This window comes from Actomonas aquatica (assembly GCF_019679435.2).
Taxonomy (GTDB): domain Bacteria; phylum Verrucomicrobiota; class Verrucomicrobiia; order Opitutales; family Opitutaceae; genus Actomonas; species Actomonas aquatica.
Window position 1 is genome coordinate 5002627 of record NZ_CP139781.1, and the last position, 20794, is coordinate 5023420.

General features: G+C 65.9%; 18 protein-coding genes. 6 read left to right on the forward strand and 12 right to left on the reverse strand.

Annotated elements, in window-relative coordinates:
- The first annotated feature begins 25 nt into the window (after positions 1-25).
- Both K1X11_RS19125 and K1X11_RS19130 read left to right on the forward strand, forming a co-directional pair.
- Entirely contained in the window at positions 26-1513 is a 1488-nt protein-coding gene (locus K1X11_RS19125) for an adenylate/guanylate cyclase domain-containing protein (RefSeq protein WP_221030766.1), read from the forward strand.
- Positions 1510-2784, forward strand: coding sequence for a glycosyltransferase 87 family protein (locus K1X11_RS19130; RefSeq protein WP_221030767.1), 1275 nt, complete (start codon positions 1510-1512; stop codon positions 2782-2784). The genes K1X11_RS19125 and K1X11_RS19130 overlap by 4 nt, the downstream gene beginning before the upstream one ends.
- Positions 2785-2808: 24 nt before the next feature.
- On the opposite strand, the gene K1X11_RS19135 is transcribed toward K1X11_RS19130, so the two are convergent.
- From K1X11_RS19135 to K1X11_RS19150, 4 genes are all read right to left on the reverse strand, one after another.
- Complete coding sequence (locus K1X11_RS19135; RefSeq protein ID WP_221030768.1) at positions 2809-3690, reverse strand: hypothetical protein; 882 nt, start codon at positions 3688-3690, stop codon at positions 2809-2811.
- Entirely contained in the window at positions 3690-4085 is a 396-nt protein-coding gene (locus K1X11_RS19140; RefSeq protein WP_221030769.1) for a hypothetical protein, read from the reverse strand. Before K1X11_RS19140 ends, K1X11_RS19135 begins: the two co-directional genes overlap by 1 nt.
- 387 nt (positions 4086-4472) lie before the next feature.
- On the reverse strand, positions 4473-5909 hold the full coding sequence (gene pyk / locus K1X11_RS19145) for a pyruvate kinase (RefSeq protein WP_221030770.1): 1437 nt from the start codon (positions 5907-5909) through the stop codon (positions 4473-4475).
- Positions 5910-5987: 78 nt separating this feature from the next.
- Positions 5988-6788, reverse strand: a complete 801-nt coding sequence (locus K1X11_RS19150; protein ID WP_225919392.1) for an MBL fold metallo-hydrolase — start codon at positions 6786-6788, stop codon at positions 5988-5990.
- A gap of 128 nt (positions 6789-6916) precedes the next feature.
- On the opposite strand from K1X11_RS19150, the gene K1X11_RS19155 reads away from it, so the two are divergent.
- The 4 genes from K1X11_RS19155 (at position 6917) to K1X11_RS19170 (ending at position 10282) form a co-directional block, all read left to right on the forward strand.
- The gene (locus K1X11_RS19155; RefSeq protein ID WP_221030772.1) at positions 6917-7897 is read left to right on the forward strand and encodes a DUF6807 domain-containing protein; all 981 of its coding nucleotides are present in this window, start codon (positions 6917-6919) and stop codon (positions 7895-7897) included.
- Between the two features lie 37 nt (positions 7898-7934).
- Positions 7935-8405, forward strand: a complete 471-nt coding sequence (locus tag K1X11_RS19160; RefSeq protein WP_221030773.1) for a 6-pyruvoyl trahydropterin synthase family protein — start codon at positions 7935-7937, stop codon at positions 8403-8405.
- Between the two features lie 71 nt (positions 8406-8476).
- Positions 8477-9457, forward strand: a complete 981-nt coding sequence (gene folE2 / locus K1X11_RS19165; protein WP_221030774.1) for a GTP cyclohydrolase FolE2 — start codon at positions 8477-8479, stop codon at positions 9455-9457.
- Positions 9458-9568: 111 nt separating this feature from the next.
- Entirely contained in the window at positions 9569-10282 is a 714-nt protein-coding gene (locus K1X11_RS19170; RefSeq protein ID WP_221030775.1) for an SDR family oxidoreductase, read from the forward strand.
- A 15-nt stretch (positions 10283-10297) separates the two neighbouring features.
- Here K1X11_RS19170 and K1X11_RS19175 read toward each other — a convergent pair whose 3' ends face one another.
- The 8 genes from K1X11_RS19175 to K1X11_RS19210 all read right to left on the reverse strand — a co-directional run bounded on the left by K1X11_RS19175 (position 10298) and on the right by K1X11_RS19210 (position 20775).
- Positions 10298-11902, reverse strand: coding sequence for a methyl-accepting chemotaxis protein (locus K1X11_RS19175; RefSeq protein WP_221030776.1), 1605 nt, complete (start codon positions 11900-11902; stop codon positions 10298-10300).
- Between the two features lie 31 nt (positions 11903-11933).
- Positions 11934-13121: a porin gene (locus K1X11_RS19180; protein WP_221030777.1), complete on the reverse strand. Its 1188-nt coding sequence runs from the start codon at positions 13119-13121 to the stop codon at positions 11934-11936.
- A gap of 107 nt (positions 13122-13228) precedes the next feature.
- Positions 13229-14233, reverse strand: a complete 1005-nt coding sequence (locus K1X11_RS19185; RefSeq protein ID WP_221030778.1) for an SGNH/GDSL hydrolase family protein — start codon at positions 14231-14233, stop codon at positions 13229-13231.
- 38 nt (positions 14234-14271) lie between these two features.
- Positions 14272-17598 carry a UTP--glucose-1-phosphate uridylyltransferase gene (locus K1X11_RS19190; protein ID WP_221030779.1) on the reverse strand — a complete coding sequence of 1109 codons (3327 nt, stop codon included), beginning with the start codon at positions 17596-17598 and terminating at the stop codon, positions 14272-14274.
- A gap of 14 nt (positions 17599-17612) precedes the next feature.
- Entirely contained in the window at positions 17613-18455 is an 843-nt protein-coding gene (locus tag K1X11_RS19195; RefSeq protein WP_221030780.1) for a sugar phosphate nucleotidyltransferase, read from the reverse strand.
- 437 nt (positions 18456-18892) lie between these two features.
- Positions 18893-19099, reverse strand: a complete 207-nt coding sequence (locus K1X11_RS19200; protein WP_221030781.1) for a DUF6677 family protein — start codon at positions 19097-19099, stop codon at positions 18893-18895.
- An 18-nt stretch (positions 19100-19117) separates the two neighbouring features.
- On the reverse strand, positions 19118-19819 hold the full coding sequence (locus tag K1X11_RS19205; RefSeq protein ID WP_221030782.1) for a mechanosensitive ion channel family protein: 702 nt from the start codon (positions 19817-19819) through the stop codon (positions 19118-19120).
- An 89-nt stretch (positions 19820-19908) separates the two neighbouring features.
- Entirely contained in the window at positions 19909-20775 is an 867-nt protein-coding gene (locus K1X11_RS19210) for a carbohydrate kinase family protein (protein ID WP_221030783.1), read from the reverse strand.
- Positions 20776-20794: the final 19 nt, after the last annotated feature.

Here is a 20794-nt window from a genome sequence, read left to right on the forward strand (position 1 = left end):
AGATCGGTCGAAGGTCCTCGCTTTCGTGGCTTCCGCTTCCCCCCATACCTCGCCTTTTGCGCGCCGCATCAAGTGGTGGCGGCAGCTGCGTTTTCGGGCGGCGCTGGCCATGATCGGTCTGTCGTTGCTGGTCACGGGGGCCTTGTTTGTGACCAACTACGTGCTGGGGCGGGCGGAGTTGCTGAACCAGTTTCAGATGCGGGTGGAGACGATCGCGGGCACAGGAGCGGTGGCGCTGCGCGGCGAGGATCTGGCGGTGATCGAGTTTCAACTCGATTACCTGACCGACGAGTTTCAGCAGGCGCGCGACATCCTGGAAGCCATCCGCACGCGCAATGAGTTGAACGAGCAGGAAATCTACATCCTGCGACCGGTGGATGAGGCGGATCCGTTTGAGACCGAGTTTGTGGTGATGACGGCGGCGGAGCCGTATATCGCGAACCGTTACCGCATCCGGGAGGCGAATCGGCAGGCTTATCTGCAGGCGCTGCGCGGGGGTGGGGTGAGCTCGACGGATATCTACGAGTCGGACGTGGGGGAGTGGATCAGCGGGTATGCGCCGATTCGTGACGAGGCGGGCGACATCGTGGCGGTGTTGGAGGTGGACCAACAGGTGCAACGCTACGATCGGGCGCTTCGGGAGAAACTGCTCATCGAAGCGCTGGTCACGGGGGCCGCGTTGTTGGTGGCGATGATGGCGGTGTTGTTCCTGGCCGGGCGGTTGACCGATGGCATCGAACGGCTGGCGGTGGCGATGAAGCGCTTTGAGCGCGGGGAGACGAACGTGCAGTTGGAGCTGAAGTCGCAGGACGAAATCGCGGCGATGGCGGAGACGTTTAACAGCATGGCGTATTCGGTGGGCGAGAAGCTGAAGTTGCTGCCCTTCGTGTCGCGTTTCACGGCGTCGGCGGTGGAGAAAAGCCGCTATCTGGAAAACTGGCTGGAAGGTCACGAAGTGGAAGCGGCGGTATTGGTCACGGATGTGCGCGGCTTCACGCGGTCGTCGGCCGACATGGCGCCGGCGGAGTTGCTGCGGCGGCTGAATGATTTGTTGGCGTTGCAGACGGAGGTGGTGCACGCGCATGGCGGCGACGTGGACAAGTTTATGGGCGACTCGGTGCTGGCGGTGTTCAGTGGCGGGGGCGACGCGTTGGAGCGGGCGGTGCGCTGCGCGTGTGAGCTGATGTCGCGGGTGCAGAAACAGACGCACGAATGGCCGCAAGGCTGGGCCTTGGGGGCGGCGGTGAATCACGGCAAAGTGGTGGTGGGAGCGGTCGGGTCGACGGCGCGGCGGGATTACACGGTCATCGGCGATGTGGTGAATCAGGCGGCGCACCTGTGCGGAGCGGCCGGCGCGTGGGAGCTGTTGTTGCCGCCGACCCACTGGGTGCGGTTGCCGCCGGAGTTGCAGGCGTATTTTCCGGCGGAGGTGCCGGTGAAAACCAAGCACCGCGAGGACGCCGTCATGATGCGGACGCATCAACGTTGCGGGATCACGCAAACGCCGTGGTGACGAAGCCGGCAGGTCGGGACGCGGTGCTGTGGGCGGCGGGCGGACTCGTTGCTGGGGCGGTGGCGTGGCTGGCCTGGCGGGCGGAAGCGCCGGACGCACGGTCTTGGCTGGCGGTGGTGCACGCGGTGGGCTGGCTGGCGATCGGGGCCGTGGTGTGGCGAGGGCGGGAGAGTCGCCGGGCGTGGTGGATCGTGGCAGGGTTGGGGCTGTTGTTTCGGCTGCTTGGAGTGGGCACCGCGCCGAGCTGGGAGGATGACTACCATCGGTATCTGTGGGACGGATACGTCACAGTCACGAAGGGGGATCCCTATGCCGAACCCCCGCTGGCGGGTTTCCAGGCTGAGCGGGAGGTGCCGGAAGCGGTCGCGGAGGCGTTGGATGGGATCAACAATCCGGACATCCCGACGATCTACGGGCCGGTGTCGCAGGGGCTGTTTGCGGGGGCGGCGTGGTTGGTGCCCGGGTCGTTTCTCACGCTGAAGCTGGGGCTGATTCTCGTCGAGATGCTCGGGTGGATTGTGCTGCGGCGGCACCTGCGCTGGTCGGCGTGGGTGTTGGTCTGGTGGTGTCCGCTGGCGGTGACCGAGATCGGTTTTGCGGGGCATCCGGAGGCGCTGGGCGTGGGGCTTACGGCGATCGCGCTGGCGGCGTGGGGTGAGGGGCGAGGGGGGCGGTCGGCGTTGGCGATGGCGGCGGCGACGGCGGTGAAACCGTTTGGCGCGGTGCTGGCGCCGTTTCTGGCGTGGCGTTTCGGGTGGCGGGCGGTGGTGGTGGGGCTGGGCGGCTGGATGCTGTGTTACCTGCCGTTCTGGCTGCAGGGCTCGGTCGGCGAGTGGCCGGCGGTGCGAGCGATGTCGCAGACCTTTGAATACAATTCAACCGGCTTCGCGGTGCTGGCTGGCGTGATGCCCGATGCCGTGGCGCGGCGGGTCGCAGGGCTGCTGGCGGTGGTCGCGGCGATGTTGTTTTTCTGGCGGTGGTCCCGGGGCGACCGGGCGGCATTGCCGCCGGGCGCGGCGATCCTGGGCGTGGCGTTGTTGTTATCGCCGGTGGTGAATCCATGGTATGCGCTGTGGCTGCTGCCGTGGCTGGCGCTGCGGCCGACGGGTTGGGGCGTGGGCGTGCTGATAGCGGTGCCGCTGGCTTACACGCACGGCTGGGGAGGGACGATGGGTGCGGGCGTGGATTACACGCACCCGTGGTGGACGCGGCCGCTGGAGGTGGTCGTCGTGATCGGGGGAGCGGTGGCGTTTAAAAAGCTAAAAAGCTGAAACGCGGAAAACGGTGGCGCCGGTTTAGAATCGGAACGAGGCGGCGGCGATGAGGACGTTTTTCTTGGGCGTGTTTTCGCCTTCGAGGGTGCGGGCGTAGCCGAGGCTGAGCGTGGCGGTGGGGCGCCAGGCGTAGGTGAGGCCGAGTTCCACGGTGCGGTTCTTTTCCCGCACGTCGGTGAAGCGTGCGAGGGTGAAGCCGGGGCCGAGAATATCGATGCCACCCACGGATTGTTTTTCGCGCAGGCCGAGGGAAAGGGTGAAGGCGTCGATCGTCTTGTAGGCGCCGATACTGGCTTCCCATTCGTCGGGCGTGGAGGTGCTGACGAAGCGGTAGGTGAAGTCGCCGTAGAGGCCGGCGTTGGCGGCCAGGAGCTGTTTGCCGAATTTGACGCCGAGTTCGAAACCATCGGCGCCGTCGGACACGGCGTTGAGAAAGCCGGTGTCGTAAGTGCCGGCGAGGATGGCGCCGGCGCGCAGGGTGATGGTGGGGGCGGCTTCGTTGAGGCTGCGGAATTCGTCGAGGATGCGCCAAGACGCGCCGAGGCGGATGTCGGTGAGACCGTCGCGCACCTCCTGACCGTCGGTGGTGAGCACGAGTCCGCCGAGGGGGCCGCCCTGGTAGTTGACCGTCGAGTAGCCGGCGGTGGCATCGAGGGCGAAGTCGGGCGCGAGGCCGTATTCAAATTCCACCGACGCCGTGGTTTGGGTGAGGTGGCCGGGCAGGGTGGCGAGGTTGTCGTCGAACCAAAAGTCGGTGGCCCACTGCACGGAGACGTTGGGGTGCAGGTAGCTGGTGCCGGGTGCCGGAATGTAGGCGGTGGAGGCCGAGGTTGAGGTGAGCGACAGCAGACCGAGGGCGAGCAGGGCGACCGGGCGCAAGAGGGAAGAGGTTAAGGGACGCATCAGGCAGAGTCCTCCGTGAGGCGGAAGCGCAGTTCCAAATAATAGATCAGGGCGTCGAGGCTGGCGGCGTCGAGTTGTTGGGCCAGGCGGGGCACATCGAGTTTGGCGCTGGCGCGGCTGGGAATGCGGTCGACGACGGTAGTGAGTCGGGCGGCGTTATTTTCGACCAGAGAGGCATCGGCACGGGTGCCGGAGGAGAAATTGGCGCGGCCGCTGTAGATGGATTTGCCGAGGTTGTAGGCCTCGGGATCGATGTTGCGCACGACATCGGCGCGAAGACGCGGCGGCGCGGGCGGATAGGTGCCGGAGGCGTGCAGGGACAGGGAGCCGAGGAGGCAACCACACGCGGAGGCCAGAGCGAGACGTCTAATTAGGGGGCGATGACGCAGAGGCATTCCCCTCAAAGGACGGAGGATACCGGGCGCGGTCAAACGGGGGAACTACTTAGGGGGCGGTGGAGCGGGCGGGGTGGGGAACCCTGCGGCGGAGCGCGAGCGAGCTCGCGGCCTACATCGAGGGGGCGTGAGCGGAGTGTAGGCTGCGAGTTTACTCGCGCTGCGTTGCCTCTCTGCGACCGGGGTCAACGACCCCGGCTACAGCGGAGGTGGCGTGGTGCGTGAGCCGAAATCTCGATGTAGGGCCGTCGCTGGCGACGTGCCGCGGGCGCAGGGGCAGGGCGCGGCGTGCCGCAAGCGGCAGCCCTACAGCTGGAAATCGACGCGGAGTAAGCGTCAGGCGGCGTTGTAGCCGAGGTCGGTGACCTCGGTTCCGATGGGGCGGGCTCAGCGGACGGTGCGCAGTTGCACGCTGTCGACGAAGCGGTCGTTGGAGAGGATGTCGGTGGCGACGATGAGTTTGTCGCCGACTTGGACGCGTTGGTTGCGCTGCAGGAGGCGGATGGCGTTGTCGATCGTGTCGTTGGGGTCGGAGGCCAGCGGCATGACAAAGGGATCAACACCGCGGAGGATGCGCAGGTGACGCAGCGTCTGCACGCTGTTGGTCATGGCGAAGATCGGCGCGCGAGCGGGACGCAGGGCGGCGAGGGCAGCGGCGTTAAAACCGCGGCGGGTAAAGGTGAGGATGGCGCTGTTGGGCAGCTCGTTGGCGAGCACGACGGCGGATTGCAGGACCTTGATCTTTTCGCCGTCGAGCAGGGCTGGTTCTTCGAAGACGAGTTCACCTTCGGCTTCGATGCGGCGGGCGATGCGGTCGAGGGTGCGCACGCATTCGAGGGGGTATTTGCCGACGGTGGTTTCGCCGGAGAGCATGACGCAGTCGGCTTCTTCGTAGACGGCGTTGGCGACGTCGGTGATCTCGGCGCGGGTAGGCACCGGCGAGGTGATCATCGATTCGAGCATGTGGGTGGCGATGATCACGGCGCGGCCGCGGTCGAAGCAGGCGCGCACGGCGCGGCGTTGGATGACGGGCAGGTCTTCGATGGGGCACTCGATGCCGAGGTCACCGCGGGCGACCATGAGGGCGTCGCACTCCTCGATGATCTCCTCGAGGTTGGTGATGGCGGACTGGTCCTCGATTTTGGCGATGATGCGGGCCTTGGATTTGTTCTCCTGCAGGAAGGTGCGCAGGGCGGTGATGTCGCTGCCTTCGCGCACGAAGGAGAGGGCGATGAAGTCGATGCCCTCCTCGATGGCGACGAGGGTATCGCGGCGGTCTTTCTCGGTGAAGGCGGGCAGGCTGACGCGCACGCCGGGCAGGTTGATGTGGCGGCGGGACGTGAGCTGGCCGGAGATGAGCACCTTGCAACGGATGCGGGGGCCGACTTTTTCGAGCACCTCAAAGCGCATGAGGCCGTTGTCGACGAGCACGATGTCGCCGACCGAGATGTCCTCGATGAGGTTCTCGTAATTGACGTCGACGGAGCGGATTTCCTCGGGGCTGTCGTCGGCGGTGCCGGGGCGAACGCTGAAATCGAAGGTCTCGCCGGCCTTGAGATCGATGGGCGCCTCGACGTCGCCGGTGCGGATTTCCGGGCCCTTGATGTCCATCATGATGGCGATCTCGCGACCGACCTTTTGGGACACCTCGCGGATGCGGCGGACGATCATGCGGGTCCACTCGTGGTTGGCGTGAGCCATGTTGATGCGAGCGACATCGGCGCCTTGGCGGATGAGTTGCTCGAGCATCTCTTCGCTCTGGGTGGCGGGACCGAGAGTGAAAACGACTTTGGTGCAGCGGGGGCGACGGGAGGCTTCGTCCATGGTTCGGGCGAGAATGCGGGCCGAAGCACGGGCGGCAACTGGCAACTGTCGTCTAACGGGTGACGATTGGGTTGCCCGTCAAACGAGGTCCAGGGTGGGGGTGCCCTCGCCGGGGCCGACGATGGAGAAGGCGCAGGAGCTCAGGAGGTTACGCAGCGGGGCGAAGGTATTCTCCACGGCTTCGAGGCTGTTGCAGTCGCGCGAGAGGTGGGTGAGGCAGATGTGGCGCCAGCGCGGGCTGGCGATCTCGGTGAGGATTTCGAGGGCGCCATCGTTGGACAGGTGGCCGTGGCGGCCGGAAATGCGTTGTTTGGTCGACCAGGGGCGGCGGATGTCGGCCTCGAGCAGGCGGGTGCAGTGGTTGGACTCGATGGCGACGAGATCGACGGCGGCGAGGCGTTGGCGCACGTGGCCGGGGATGTGGCCGAGGTCGGTGAGCCAGGCGAGGGAGCGGCGGGGCGAAAACAGGTCACCGTCGTCGCCGGAGGCAAAGGTGTAGCCGACGGGTTCCTGGGCGTCGTGCGGCACGGAGAAGGCGTCGATTTCGAGGTCGCGGAAGCGGAAGCGGGTGCCGGTTTGGAAAACCTGCCAGTTGGGGCGGCGGCTGAGTTTGGTCTGCACGGCGCGCGCGGTGGCGGCGTTGGCGAAGAGGGTGAGGTGCGGGTGCTTTTTGGTGATCGTATCGAGTCCGGCGGTGTGATCGCCGTGCTCGTGGGTGATGAAAATTGCCTGCACGTCTTCGAAGCGCGTGCCCGCCTCGTGCAGCATCTGGGTGAGTTTGCGGCCGGAAAAACCGGCATCGATCAGGACCTGCGCGCCCTCAGTCTGCAGGAGGGCGGCATTGCCCGAACTGCCACTGCCAAGGATCCTGATGCGCATCGCCATGGACAGGGATTGATGGGGTGAGGCGGGGACGGGCAAGGGTTTTTCGGGCGCACCGAGGGGAGTATCTTGAAGGTGGACGGAGGCGGCGCGATGGGCGCAGAATGGGGGCGCTTTTTTACCCCATGACTACCCGACGTTTATCCCTCCTGGTGCTTTCGTTTTCCCTTTTGGCCGGTCTGGTCGCGGCTTCGCCGAAGCTGCAAGTGGTGGAGGATGCGGATACGCTGACGGTGACGCGCGGCGAGACCACGGTGTTGGCGTATCGCAAAACGCCGCTCCCCTTGCCCGAAGGCGTGGACCCGGTGTTTGCGCGCACGGGTTATATTCATCCGCTGGTGACGCCGGCGGGCGGTGTGGTGACGAGCGTGTATGCGCCCGATCATTACCACCACCTCGGCCTGTGGCATGCGTGGGTGAAGACGCATCACCGCGGGCGGGCGCTGGACTTTTGGAATATTGGTGGGAAGACGGCAGGGATTCGCCATGCGGCGGTGCGGGAAACCTGGGCGGACGCGACCTCGGCGGGCTTTGCGGTGGAGCTGGAACACTATGCGTGCAAGGCGGGCACGGCCGAAGTGGGGGAGATCATCTTGCGCGAAGTGCTGCGGGTAACGGTGCGGGAAGCCGATGGAGTGTATCTGGTCGATTACGACACGGTCACCACCAACGTATCGAGTGCGCCCTTGGAGCTGGAGGCGTATCGCTACGGCGGGCCGCTCGCCTATCGCGGTCCGATGGATTGGGACGCACAAAACAGCCGTTACCTGACCTCGGAGGGGTTGGGGCGAGCCGACGGTCATGCCACACGGGCGCGTTGGGTGGAGATGGCCGGCCCGGTCGCCACGCCAGCGGGTCGCGGTGGCGTGGTGGTGATGGGGCACCCGGACAATCGGGATGCGCCGCAACGAGTGCGCATCTGGGATGATGGCAGGGTTTTCTTCAACTACGTGCCGGCGCAGGAGAACGCTTTTGCCATCAACCCCGGCGCAACGGTGAGCTGGCGCTACCGGGTGGTGGTCTTTGATGGCGAACTTTCGGTCGAACGAATCGAAGCGTGCTGGGACGCCTACACGGCGGTCGAAGATTCTGCGCCGAGCCATTGACGGCGACGGGGATGCGGGCAGGTTGCGCGCCTTCCCCATGGCCAAGGCTTCCCGCAAAACTCCGCCTGTTCGTTCGCTGCCCGGCACGGTTTACGTGACCCGGCAGGTGCACTTTAATGCGGCCCACCGCCTGCACAATCCGGACAAGAGCACGGCGTGGAATCGGGAGACCTTCGGTCCGTGCAACAACGCCAAGTGGCACGGCCACAACTATGTGTTGGAGGTCACGGTGGCGGGGGAGACGGATCCCGAGACCGGCTACGTCATCGATCTCGGGGACCTCAAAGCAGTCTTGGAGGAACGCATTTTGAAAGACTGCGACCATCGCAACCTGAATGAAGAGGTGCGGTGGCTGAAGGACCTGATCCCGTCGACCGAAAATCTGGTCATCGCCTTCTGGCGACGGCTCGAACCGGCGCTGCCGGCCGGGCGACTGCATCGGGTGCGGCTGTATGAGACGCCGCGCAATTTTGCGGACTATTACGGTCCGGGAGGGGCGCCCGCCTAAGGCGCCCAATTGAATGGGATCGGTCCAGGTTTTCGTTCCAACCGGCCGGTCAGAACCCAGGAAAAACGACGATGAAATCCAACACGAAGAAGACGATGTATCTGCACCGCATGGGTGGTGTCGCACCGCGTTTGGAGCGGGCCTACGATGCGAAGTTCAAACTGACGCCGGCCTACAAGGAGAGCCTGCCCGACATGATGGAGGCGGAGGATGCCATCCAGGGCGCGGCGGTGCCGATCCAGCAGGTGGGTGTATCCAATTTTAAGCTACCGCTGAAGTTTAAGACCAAGGCGGGCGAGGTGCACACGCTGGAGACCAGTGTGACGGGCAGCGTGTCGTTGGAGGCTTCGCTGAAGGGCATCAACATGAGCCGCATCGTGCGTTCGTTTTACGAGCATCAGGACGATGTGTTCACCCTCGATCTGCTGCGCCGCATCTTGGTGAAATACCAACGCAAGGTCGAAGCGCTCAACGCCCGCATCAAACTGAGCTTTTCGTATCCGATGTTGCAGCCCTCGCTGCGCAGCGGGCTGGAAGGCTGGCAGTATTATCAGGTCTCTTTCGAAGGTCTGATGGGCGCGGACGGCGTGTTCCGGAAGTTCATCGAGTTCGACTTTGTGTATTCGTCAGCCTGCCCGTGCAGTGCGGAGCTGAGCGAGCATGCGCGTGACGTGCGCGGCGCGTATGCGATCCCGCACAACCAGCGTTCGAAGGCGCGGGTGCGGGTCGAAGTCGCGAAGGGCAAACGGCTCACCATCGAGGACCTGCAGCAGCACTGCGCCAACGCGCTCAAGACCGAGACGCAGGTGATGGTGAAGCGCGAGGACGAGCAGGCCTTTGCCGAGCTCAACGGCGCGCACATCAAGTTTGTTGAAGACGCGGCGCGGTTGATTTACGCGGAGCTCGCCGGTGACAAACGCATCGTCGATTTCGAGGTGGCATGTTCGCACCTCGAGTCGCTGCATTCGCACGACGCGGTGAGTGTGATCTGCAAAGGCGTGCCGGGCGGCATGTCGGCCGACTTCATGAACTTCCGCGACCTGGTCTGCTGATTTTTTTGAACCACGGATGAACACGGATGGCTCCGGCTACCGCCTACGCGCCGGCGAGGCGAAACGTTAGTGGAGCCATCCGTGTTCATCCGTGGTTAACTTCTATTTATTATGCCTAAGCCTGTTGTATTGATTACCGGGGCCTCGCAGGGGATCGGGGCCGAGATTGCGAAGACGTTTGCCCAGGAGAGGGGGGAGGGCGTGCGGCTGGCGTTGGTCGCGCGCAACACCCAGAACTTGGAGCGCGTGGCGGCGACGTGTGCGCGGCGCGGGGCCGAGGTGGCGGTGTTCACCTGCGATGTGAGCAACGAGACGTCAGTGGCCTCCATGGCGGTCGACGTGCGGAAACGTTTCCGCGTCGTCGACGTGCTGGTGAACAATGCCGGGCGCTTTCTGCCCACGGAGTTTTTGTCGATGAGCGTCGAGGACTTCGACGGGTTGCTGAATGCGAACCTGCGCAGTCTGTTCCTCGTGTCGCGGGCGATCGTGCCGGCGATGGTAAAGCGCGGGAAGGGCGACATCTTCAACATGAGCTCGATCGCCGGGCTGCAGGCTTACCCGGGCGGGGCGGGTTATTGTGCGGCCAAGTTTGGCGTGACCGGGCTTTCGAAAGTCATGCGCGAGGAGCTCAAGGACAAGGGCGTGCGGGTGACGACGGTATATCCCGGCGCGACGGTTTCGCCGTCGTGGGACGGCAGTGGCGCGGACCCCAAACGCATGATGCCCACGCCGGATGTGGCGCGGGCATTCTATGATGTTTACCGGCTGTCGCGCAGCACGGTCGTGGAAGACATCGTGCTGCGGCCGATCGGGGGCGACCTCTAGGTCGCGGCGCGGCGTTTAAAACTCCTCGAAGAAGTCGGCGTGGTTGTCGTTGCTGGCCGTGATGGTCTGCTGGGCGCGGGCCGGCGGGGCGGCCTTTCTCGGCGCGGGAGCCGGGGAGAAGGAACGAGCAGGCGCGGGCGCGTGGTATTTGGCCGGTGCAGCGTCGTGGGTGTTGCGGTCGCTGGTGCGGGAGAGCTCCGAAAGGTCGGAGCCGATGAGGCGAGCGAGGCTGGCGACCGAGCCGTGCAGGGTTTCGGCCTGGGCGTTGAGCTCTTCGGCGGCGGCGGCAGCTTCCTCGGCGGAGGCGGCGTTGGCCTGGGTGACCCGGTCCATGTCGGTGATGGCGCGGTTGACCTGCTGCACACCGTCGGACTGCTCGGAGGAGCCTTGGGCGATTTCGCGCACGAGGGATTCCATCTCGGAGGTGCGGCTCTGGATGTCGCGCAGGTGTTCGGCGACGCGACGGCTCACGGTGATGCCGCGGTTGCTCTTCTCGACGGAGTCGCCGATACGCTCGGCGGTCTCGCGGGCGGCGTCGGCGCAGCGTTTGGCGAGGGCGCGGACTTCGTCGGCGACGACGGCGAAACCGGCACCGGCTTCACCGGCACGGGCGGCCTCGACGGCGGCGTTGAGGGCGAGAATGTTGGTCTGGAAGGCGATCTCATCGATCGTCTTGAGGGTGGTGGAAATGTTGTCGCTGGAGACCTTGAGGTCATCCATGGCCTGGATCATGACGTCCATCTCGGCGGCACCGGCATCGGCGGCGGCGCGGGCGGCGGTGGAGTTCTCCTCGGCGTGGCGGGCGCTCTCGGCGTTGCGCTTGATCATGCTCACGTTCTCTTCGAGCGCGGCGCTGGTCTCTTCGAGGGCGGCGGCTTGTTCGCTGGCGCCGGCGGCGACCGTCTGGCTGGAGTTGGTGATCTGACCTGAGGCCTGGGCGGTGTTGTTGGCGTTGACGGTGAGGTCGGCGGCGAGGTCGCGCAGGGTGCGGCCGGTGCGAATGCCGACGGTCCAGGTGAGGAAGATACCGGCGACGAGGGCGACGACGAAGACGGAGATGGCCTGGACGTTCGCGCTGGTGCTGATGGAGGCGGCCTCCTCCTGGGTGGCGACCATCATGCCCTCGGCGATCTCCGAGAGATGGTCAAGGTGGCCCCTGGCGTCATCGAAGGCGGTGGCGGCGGTCGCGATTTGTTTGGGTTCGGCCTGACCGTCGAGCAACCCGCGCGCGAGCGGCTCCCATTTGTCGAGTTTGGTTTCGAAGCCGGCGATATTCGTGTCGATTTCGGCGGTGCGGAGGTCGTTGATGGCCTCGAGATAGAGCTGCCAGCGGTCGCGCACTTGGCCGACGTTTTCGTCGAAGGTATCGAGCTGGGCCTGCTTCTCGTCGGCTGTCAGGTTGCCGCGGTAAAGCGTGCGTTCGGCGATCAGCGCCTGGTGCATATCGCGGTCCATCTGCAGCAACAGCTCGGTCGACGGTAATAGCGAATTGGATACGTGATTCAATGAGCTCAGGATACCGTCCTGAGCGCGTTTTCCGAGCAAGCTGGTGATTGCGAGAAGCACCAGAAGGGCGGCGAACGCGAAGGTAATGCGTTGGATGAAGTTGAGTCGATTCATAGGAGCGCGGGAGGGAAAGGGTCCGGGAAGCTTAGAACTTCACCTGCAGGCGGCTGAGGATGCGGTCATCCTGGCCGGACGGGGAGTCGCCGTTGACGTAGTTGAGCGACAGTTTCAGGTCGTCGCCGCTGAGCAGGTAGTTGAGTCCGACGGTCCAGAGACGGGTGTCGTCGTTGTTGATACCTTCGGCGGGATCGTAGGTGCCGTAGCGGACGACGCCCTGCCACTGCTTGGCGGCCTGCCAGGTGGTGGCGACCCACCAACCATCGGCGTCGGGCGTGCCGTTGGGGCCGCTGTAGTTGGAACGCAGATACTCGGCTTCGGTGAGGAGCGGACCGGTGACGAGGGCGGTGTCAAAGCCCCAGCCGGTGCGGTCGTCGGTGCCGGCCGTCTTGGGGGCGTAGTGGAAGCCGTTGACGGCGATCTCCCAGCCGAAGTTTTCCTGGCGGACGGGACGGGCCACGAGGCGGCCCGCGGTCATGAGGTTGGAGTTGTTGGTAAAGCTGGCGTTGGCGCCGGTGCCGTTGAAGACACCGACGGTGAAGTCGATGGGCAGGTCCTCGCTGAAGGCGCCGTTGAGGGCGACGCCGACCTGGCGGCCGACGGTGAGGCGGTCGCTGACGAGGGGGCGTTCGACGAGGGGAAGCTTGGTGTTGGCGGCGAGCTGAGCGCGGCCGAAGGGGGACTTAAACTGGCCGACCTGCAGCTTAAAATCCTCGGCGACTTTCCAGGTGAGGTAGGCGTCGGTGAGGCGCGGCGTGTGGCCGGATTTCTCGCCGAGGGAGCCGGAGGAGAGTTCGGTTTCGAGTTTGAACGCCATGTTGTTGTTCAAGTCGCCTTGGAGGGCGGCGATGGCGCGGCGAATAAAGATGCGGTCGTCGGTGCCATTCCAGCGGGCGTCGGGAGTGCCGCCAAATTCGGCGTGGATCTGGGCGTAGCCGCTGACGCGAAGGTTGCGGGAAGCTTTGCTGGCCGAGCTCAGCAGGGAGTGCGGAGCGGGCCGGGCGGCATCGGCGGCGGTGACTTCACCAAGGCGTTGGCGAAGGGTGGCGTTTTCGGCCTCGAGGGCATCGAGACGACGCTCGAGCGCATCAAGCCGGTCATCGGCAACCGTTTCGGTGGTGTCGGCGACGGCGTGACCTAGGCCACAGAACATCCCGCAGGTAAGGAGAAGGACGGTGGAACGGAGGGTGGCGATCTTCGCGTAAAACATCTGCATTCATTCGACGCGAAGGGGGGGGGCCTTAAGTAGGCAGTATTACTCATTCGTGAAGACGGAATCACGAGCGCTTCTTGGGTTATTTTCCCCGTTTGGGACCGTTTGGTTCAGGACTCCGTCGGAGGGAGAGACGGCCCGGCAGTCGCAGGCAGCGGGGCTTGAGCGCGCAGGAGTGGGATGAGGCCGGTGGCAAGTTTCTCGGCGAGCAGGGCGTGGCCGTGATCGCTGAAGTGCCAAATGTCGGTAAAGGTGGTGGCGGTTTCGGCGCTCAGAACGTTGGTGCAGTCGATGAGGTGCAGGGAGCCGTTGTCGGCGAGCTCCCGCAAACCGACCATCAGCCCCTCGAAAGCGAAGGCCTGGAATTCGGTGAAATCATGGGCGGTGAGGATTTTCTCCTCGATGCGGGTGCGGTGCGCTTTGTCGGGTAGATAAGGCTGGGGGGCCACGACTAGCAGCGTCGGGGAGGTGCGCAGGTCAGACGCGATGCGGTCGATATGGGTGAGGTAAGCGCCTAGCCGCCGACCCAAGGGATTCTCCGGATAGAGTGTGAGGTCATTCAACCCGTCGACGAAGATGACGGCGTCGAAGGTCTCGCGCGCGAGCAACCACCGGGCGGCGGGCACCTCCTGCTCGGAGATCCACCCGCCGGCGGCCCAAACCGTGATGTCGACGGGCAGGCCGGCGTGGCCGAGGTGCTCGGCGAGGAGACTGAAATAGGTGTGGGCGGCGTCAGAGGCGTAGGCTCCGCCGGCGACGCTGCCTCCCATGATGAGGAGGCGACGGCGAGGTTGGTCGGATGCGGGAGAATGGGCAAACTGCCGGCCAAGGTCGTCGTAGGCGTAGAGGTCGCCGTCGCTGACGCTGGCGACGAGGGGGCCGAATTGGGTGTCGTAGGTATGCGCGGTGAGTTTGCTGCCCCAATAGCCTTCGCGGGGGCCGCCGGGCGGCGGGATTTCGCCGCGTTCGCGGTAGGCGCTTTCCCAAGCGAGTTGGTTGAGCTCCACGCCGTCGGGCAGGTGCCACCAGCGGTAGAGGAAGTATCCCCCCACGAGGATGGCGGCGTCGAAAAGCAGCAACAGTCCCCAGAAAAGACGTTTGCGTTGGGGAGTCATGAAGCGCGCCTGGTGGGCGGTAATCGGACGGGTAGCGCTCAGTCGTCCCAAGCGCAAAGGCCGGCGACGTGGGCGGCGCTGCCGTCGCGTTGCCAGCCGTCGAGCTGCGCCTGGTCCTTGAGCTGTTGGCCGCGGGGGCGGGGCACGAGGGCGAAAGCGCTGGGCACGTCGGCGAGGGCGGTCATGTCGCCCCAGAGTTTCTCAAACTGCATGACCGGGAACACGTCTTCCTGGCCGGCACCCCAGCGCTTTTTGACCTCCTTAATGGTCACATAGGTGGGCATGCGGGCGGCGACGGCGCGCACGGCCGCGGCGGTGCGGGAGGGGTCGGCGAGTTCGTCGCGGGTCAGCCCGAAGACGCCGAGGAGGCGGTCGATATCGATCCAGCAGGTGTTGGCGTTGTAGTAAGAGAGGCGGAACTCGTCCTCCTCCTTGGGCAGGGCCATGCCCTCGACGAGACGCACGCGGCCGTCGATCTTGGCGAGGCCGCCGCCGTGATCCTCGATGCGTTTGGTGATGACCTCACCGCCGAGCGTGGCACCGCGGGCCTGGAACCAGCCGAGCATGGCGGGATCGGCGGTGGCGCCGAGGGTATCGATGTTGTGCACCATGAGGGTGCGCAGATTCGGGTGCTGTTGGAGGAGGGCGGCGAGGGTGCCGTTTTTGAGCAGATTGGGGATCTCGAACCAGTGGCCGACCGGGTGCAGGCACTGGTTGGGCAGGTTGTCGGTGTAGTCGCTGGCCTCGCCGACGGAGCGGGCCCAACCGGTGAGGGCGGCGCGCACGCTGTCGCGCATCTTTTCCTTCTGCTCGTCGAGCTTCTGCTGAGCCGTCTCCTCCCAGGCGAACTGCAGGTCGCGCACGGTGGGCACGAGGCGCAGACCGATGGAGCGGCCGGGCGAGAGCCAGACGTCGCGCTCCCAGGCGTCGCCGACGGCGGGGCGCAGCACGCGCTCGGTGGCGGCGTGGGTGAGGTAGCTGGTGGTAAAGACGTGCGGAATCGGCGTGCCGGCGGCGCGGGCGACCTGACGGGTCTTGGCGAGGTGCACGTCGATGAAGCTACGGTGTTTGCCCCCAAACTTGGCGAAGGGGTGCAGGCCTTTGACCACGCCGGCACCCTGGGTCCAGCGGCTGCCCACGCCGGCGGCGTAGGTGACGACGGCGAGTTCACCGCGCGCGAGCGCGGCTTCGCCGGCGGCGCGGAACTCGGCGCCGTGGGCGGCGAGGTCCCACACCTCCTCGGGGGCGACGTCGTGAATGGCTGTGGTGGAGGGCAGGCGGTTGAGGGCGAGGCCGATGCGGCCGTCGCGCAGGTCGGCGCGGATCTGCTCGTGTTGGGCGCGGTCGAAACCGTTGGCGGCGAGCAGACCGTTGAGATCGATGGCGGCCCGGCCGGTGGCGTCGACCGTGGGCAGGAGCTGGTCGAGCAGGGACGGCAGGGCGGCGGCGAAATCGGGGCGCTGGCGGGCGGCGCGGGTGAACTGGGTGAGATCGACCTGTTCGCGGTGGCTCAGGTCGCGGGCGTCGCGGCGCAGGATGCCGGGCGTGACGTGGCGATAGTAGGCGGCGGGCAGGAGGGCATCGTCACCAGAAAGCAAATACGCGGTGGAGCCGTTTTCGTTGATGGTGAAGTCGTAGACCACCGGGTCCATGGCGAAAGGCAGGGAGGCCTCGAGGTCGCGTTTGGCGGCGAGCATGATCTCGAGCAGCTTGGCCTGGCCCTCGGCCTTGCGGTGTGGGGCGAAGATGAAACCCATGCCGCCGCCGGACATGCCGCCGAGCATCCAGAAACCCCAGAAGTCGTCGCCAAAGGCTGCGCGGGTTTCGGCGATGAGGCGCTCGGTGTAGCGGTTGCTGACCCAGGGGATGATGGTCTGGAGCGGACCGGTGAAGTTGGCCTCGAGTTCGGCACCGAGTTTTTGGATGTCGCCGGCGGCGAGTAGACCGAGGATGCGGTCGAGCGTGGCGTTGGTCGTCTGGCGGGCGGTCCACTCGGCGGCGCTGCGCAGGAGGTATTTCTCGGTGGCCATCTCGAGGATGGGACCGACGTTCTGGGCCATGCCGCCGTGCACGAGCACGAGGGAGTCCTGCAGGGCGCGGCGGGAGGCAGCGGGGATGCGCTCGTGATCGAGAATGGTGTGGCGGGGGAGGAGCGTTCCGCGGGAGACGCCGTATTCAGCATCCTGTGACGTGGCGCGCGCGCCTTCGATGAGTTTGATGCCCGGCCAGAGGCCGCCGGAGTCCTGCCAACCGCCGCCGGAGCCGCCGATCCATTCGCCGAGGATGGCGCGGGCGGCGACCATGCGGCGTTCGGTTTCGGTCATGGGGCCGGTGAGGGAGGCAATCTGTCCGGTGGCGCGCATGCAGGCGGCAATGAGCGCGCCGAGCAGGTTGGTGGAGACGGCGAGGCGGGAGCCCTTGGGGATGCCGTTGACGTTGGAAACGAGTTCGAAGCCGCGGCCTTTGCCGAAGACGCGGCCGAGCAGATCGGCGAGGGAGGCGCCGGAACGCTCGATGCCGGGAGGCACGATGCCGGCGGCGATCACGGCGGCTTTGAGCAGGCCGAGGTAGTCGCGACCGAAGTCGAAGACCTCGTCGAGGTCGTTGATGCAGGCGGTGGTCTCGAGGTCGACCGAGGCGAGGCGCAGCACGGGTTCGTCGATGACGCGGAAGTAGGCTTCGACCGGAGGACGAGTGGTCTCGTCGCGACCGTGCACGCCGAGATTGATGGACACGTTGATGACGCGGGCGCCCTCGGGGTAGTCCATGCCGAGGAAGAAAATGTCGCTCCACGCGCAGTGGGTGAGGTCCATGCGCACGGCGGTGTGTTCCTGCAGGAGCGGATAAGGCGCGCGGGCGTCGGCTCGGGTCAGGAGTTCGCGACGGACCTTAAGCGGTTGGTCGAGCGGGTGACCGAGGCGGAACATCCAAGCGTTGCCGCGGGTGGAGCGCACGGTGCGGCGGACCTGGCCGGCGAGCGTCTCGAAGGCCAGGGCGTGGTAACCGGCGGCGAGAGCGGAGCTGAGCGATTCGGAGGGACCGTCCTCGGACTGGGCGCGGCGCAGGCGGGAGAGAGCTTCCTCGAAGCGGCGTTCGAGCAGGTGTTTGAAAGCCGAGTAAGGCACGCGGCCGGAGCGAGGCAGCTCGGCGCGGGCGGGCAGATGGTAGCGATGGATCGCGCTGAGGAAAAAGAGGGCGCGGACGCGGTGGTAGAGGTTGCTGTCGCGACGGCGGTAGGCCTCGAGTTCGTCGCAGGCGGCGAGGAGCTCGGGGACGGAACGACCCTCACACCACGTGTCGAGCGCGGTGTCGCGCGTGGTGGGATCGTTGCTGCCGATGATGGCGAGGAGAGAAGCGGCGGACATCGGGCGGGGGCGGGTCAGCGGCCGTTTTGGGCGAGCAGTTCGATGATCTGGGTAAGCACCAGATCGCGGTCGCGGCCACCGAGGGAGAGGGCGAGCTGGGCGTTGAGCAGGCCGTAGTCGGCGCCGATGTCGTAACGGCGACCGGAAATGTTGAGGGCGAGGTAGCGGCGGCGAGTAGCGAGGGCGGCGAGGGCGGGGGAGAGGCCGAGGGCGGCATCGGGAGCGGCGGCGCGTTGTTCGTCCAGGATGGCGAAGATCTCACCGTCGAGCACGTGCAGGCCGAAGAAGCAGAGGTAGAAACCGGCGCGCATGCCGGGCACGAGCAGTTCCTGCTCGGCGACGGTGGGGGTGGGTTTTTCGAGGACGGCCTCGATCTCGTAAAGCGGGCGGTCGCCGCCGAGGAGTTTGCCGCCGACGGCACCGAAGGAGGTGAGCTGGTTTTCCCGGGTGGGTTGGACGGCGGAGACCGGGGTCTTTTCGGCGGCGGCGATGTCGAGCAGTTGCCGGGCGCAGCTCAGGTCGCTGTCGCTCAGGTGGAGGTGGTCGCCGACGAGGTGGAGAAAGGGATGGTCGCCGATGGCAGCCTGGCCCTGGAGGACGGCGTCACCGTAACCGCGGGGCTCGGGTTGGACGGCAAATCGGACGCGGGAACGCAGGTCGCCGCAGGCGGCGGCGTAGGCGTCTTCGTCGCCGGGGCAGACGACAACCACAAACTCTTCGATGCCGGTGCCATCGGCCTCGCGCAGGATGATTTCGAGGGCGGCGCGGGGCGTGCCGTCGCGATCGATGAGGGTCTGGAGCGGGAGGGTGCGTTGGCGCGGGTTGGCCGCGGTGATGAGGGCGTGGCGGACGTTCATGAGGCGGAGGGAAACCTCATGAGGTCAGCGGGTTGCGGGCAACCTCAATTGCCGGGGGTGTGGCGGGGGGAGGGGCTGGGGTTTGTCACGTAATACGTGACAGTTTAGCGAGCCCGGGGAGAGAGGGTTAGGTCGGTCAGCGGGAGGGGCTGACGGGGGCCGTCCGGGTCGGGGGCGCGGGCCAGGCGTGGAGGGACGTGGGTGAGGTGCCGAGGCTGGAAGCCTCGGCCACGGAGTGCGACGTGATGGAGTTTGTCACGTAATACGTGACAGTTGGGGGCCGACGGGTCGACGGGGGCGTCGGCGGTCTCAAGGCAGGTGACGGTGGGGCCTAGGGGCAGGCGTGGGATGGGCGTTGGCGGGCTACCGAGGCTGGAAGCCTCGGCCACGGCCGGGGAGTGGGCACGGCATCCTGCCGTGGTCTTCTGGGCGGCCGCTCAGTTGGCGGGCGGGGCCTTGAACATGGCGGCGTCGATGATGGACCAGAGATGGATGATCCAGCCGAGGAGGAAGATCCAGAGCACGCCGGCGGCGACGAACATGATGATCGCCTTGATCAGGCGGCCTTGGATGAGCTGGCCGAGGCCAGGGATGAAGAAACTCGCGAGCGCGGAGATGACGTTGCCGGTGGATCCTTGAGACATGGCGATGAAGGAGGCGGATCAACGCTTGGGCGTCAAGGTGGCGGGATCGGGAATGGCGCGAGCGGCGTCGTCGTCGGCGGCCGACTTGGGCTTCTTGTCTTCGTCCTTTTCGTCGTCCTTGGGAGGAGGCGGCGGGGGATCGAGCGGGGCGGCGGTCGAGTTGTTGAGCTGCTGAGCCAGGCTGGCGTAGCGCTGGCGGACGGTGCGTTTGATGACCTTTTGGAAGAACAGGTTGTTGGGCACGCGCCATTGCACGCCTTCGTGGTCGATGAGGGTGGTGAAGAAGAAGTTGATGTCGATGACCCGGCCTTCGACGTTTTCGGACGGCATTGCGATGTCGTCGCCGACGTGGAAGGGCCGCAGCGTGACGAGGAGCACGGTGGCGGTGGTGTGGCTAACCAGGCTCCAGACGGCGACGAAGCCGATCGCGACCATGGCGAGCACGGTGGAGATCATGGCCCAGAGGCCGCCGAGTTCGAAACCGAAGACACCCAGCACGAGCACGAAGGTGATGATACGCACCAGCCAACGCAGCAGGTTGCGCGCAGGGGCGATGTCGGTGGGGGAAAGGTGGGTGCGTTTGGCGAGCAGGCCGAGGGCGCGACCAATCACGAGATTGATCAGGATGCCACCAAGGATGACGGCGGCGGCCACGGGCACGGCGGCAATCAAGCCGGGGAGGAACGCGGAGATGTCGGTCCAGAGTTCGTCGAAGGTCATGGTTTTAAGGACAACAGCTAGGGCGACCGGTTTTGGATTTTACCGGATTCGCGAGGAAGGCGAGGCGGACGCGGTGCGCCCGAAAGTGATCAGTAGGCGGGCGTGGCGCCGCGTTGGGAGGCGACCCATTCGCCGTGGCGACAGGCGCTGGCGAGGGCCTCGGCCGGCGGAATCTCGTCGACCAACAGATGGGAAAGGAGACGGGCGAGGAAGGCGTCGCCGGCGCCGATGGTGTCGGCGATCTTCACTTCGCGACCCTCTTCCCAATACCAGTTGCCGTCCATGAGCAGACCGGCACCGCGGGCGCCGGCGGTGATGCAGACCATGCGGGCGTCGCGTTCGGTGGCGAGGGTGCGGGCGATGGCTTCTTCGGAGCCGGGTTGTTCTTCGTCGGCCCCGAGCACGATGCGGGCGGCTTCCTCGGCGTTGAGTTTGATGAGGGTGGCGGACTTGGCCAGTTCACGCACGAGTTCGAGGTCGTCGTGCGGTGCGCGCAGGTTGACATCGAAGACGCGCCAAGCGTTGTCGGGCAAGACGGCGAAGAGGCGTTCGAGGGCGGTGCGGTTGAAAGGCGCGCGTTGGGCGAGCGAACCGAACACAATGGCCTGCGCGCCCATGGCGGCGCGGGTGGAATCTTCGTCGATGAGAATCTGATCCCAGGCGACGCTGGGCGTGATCTCATACTTGGCGTCACCGCTTTCGCCGAGGGAGGCGATGACCGTGCCAGTGGGCAGGCCTTGGTGGAGCGTGAGCGTGTCGGTGTTGATCTTCCAATGCTTGAGGCGGCGCAGGATTTCGTCGCCGAGGGTGTCCTTGCCGATGCCCGAGATGAGCCGCACATCGGTATCCAGTTGATGGAGATGGTAGGCGACGTTGAAGGGGGCGCCGCCCGGGAAAAGGCCCTCGGGAAGAAAATCCCAAAGGGTTTCGCCGAAGCAGAGGATGGTAGGACGCATGGAAGTGAGAAGTAAGAAG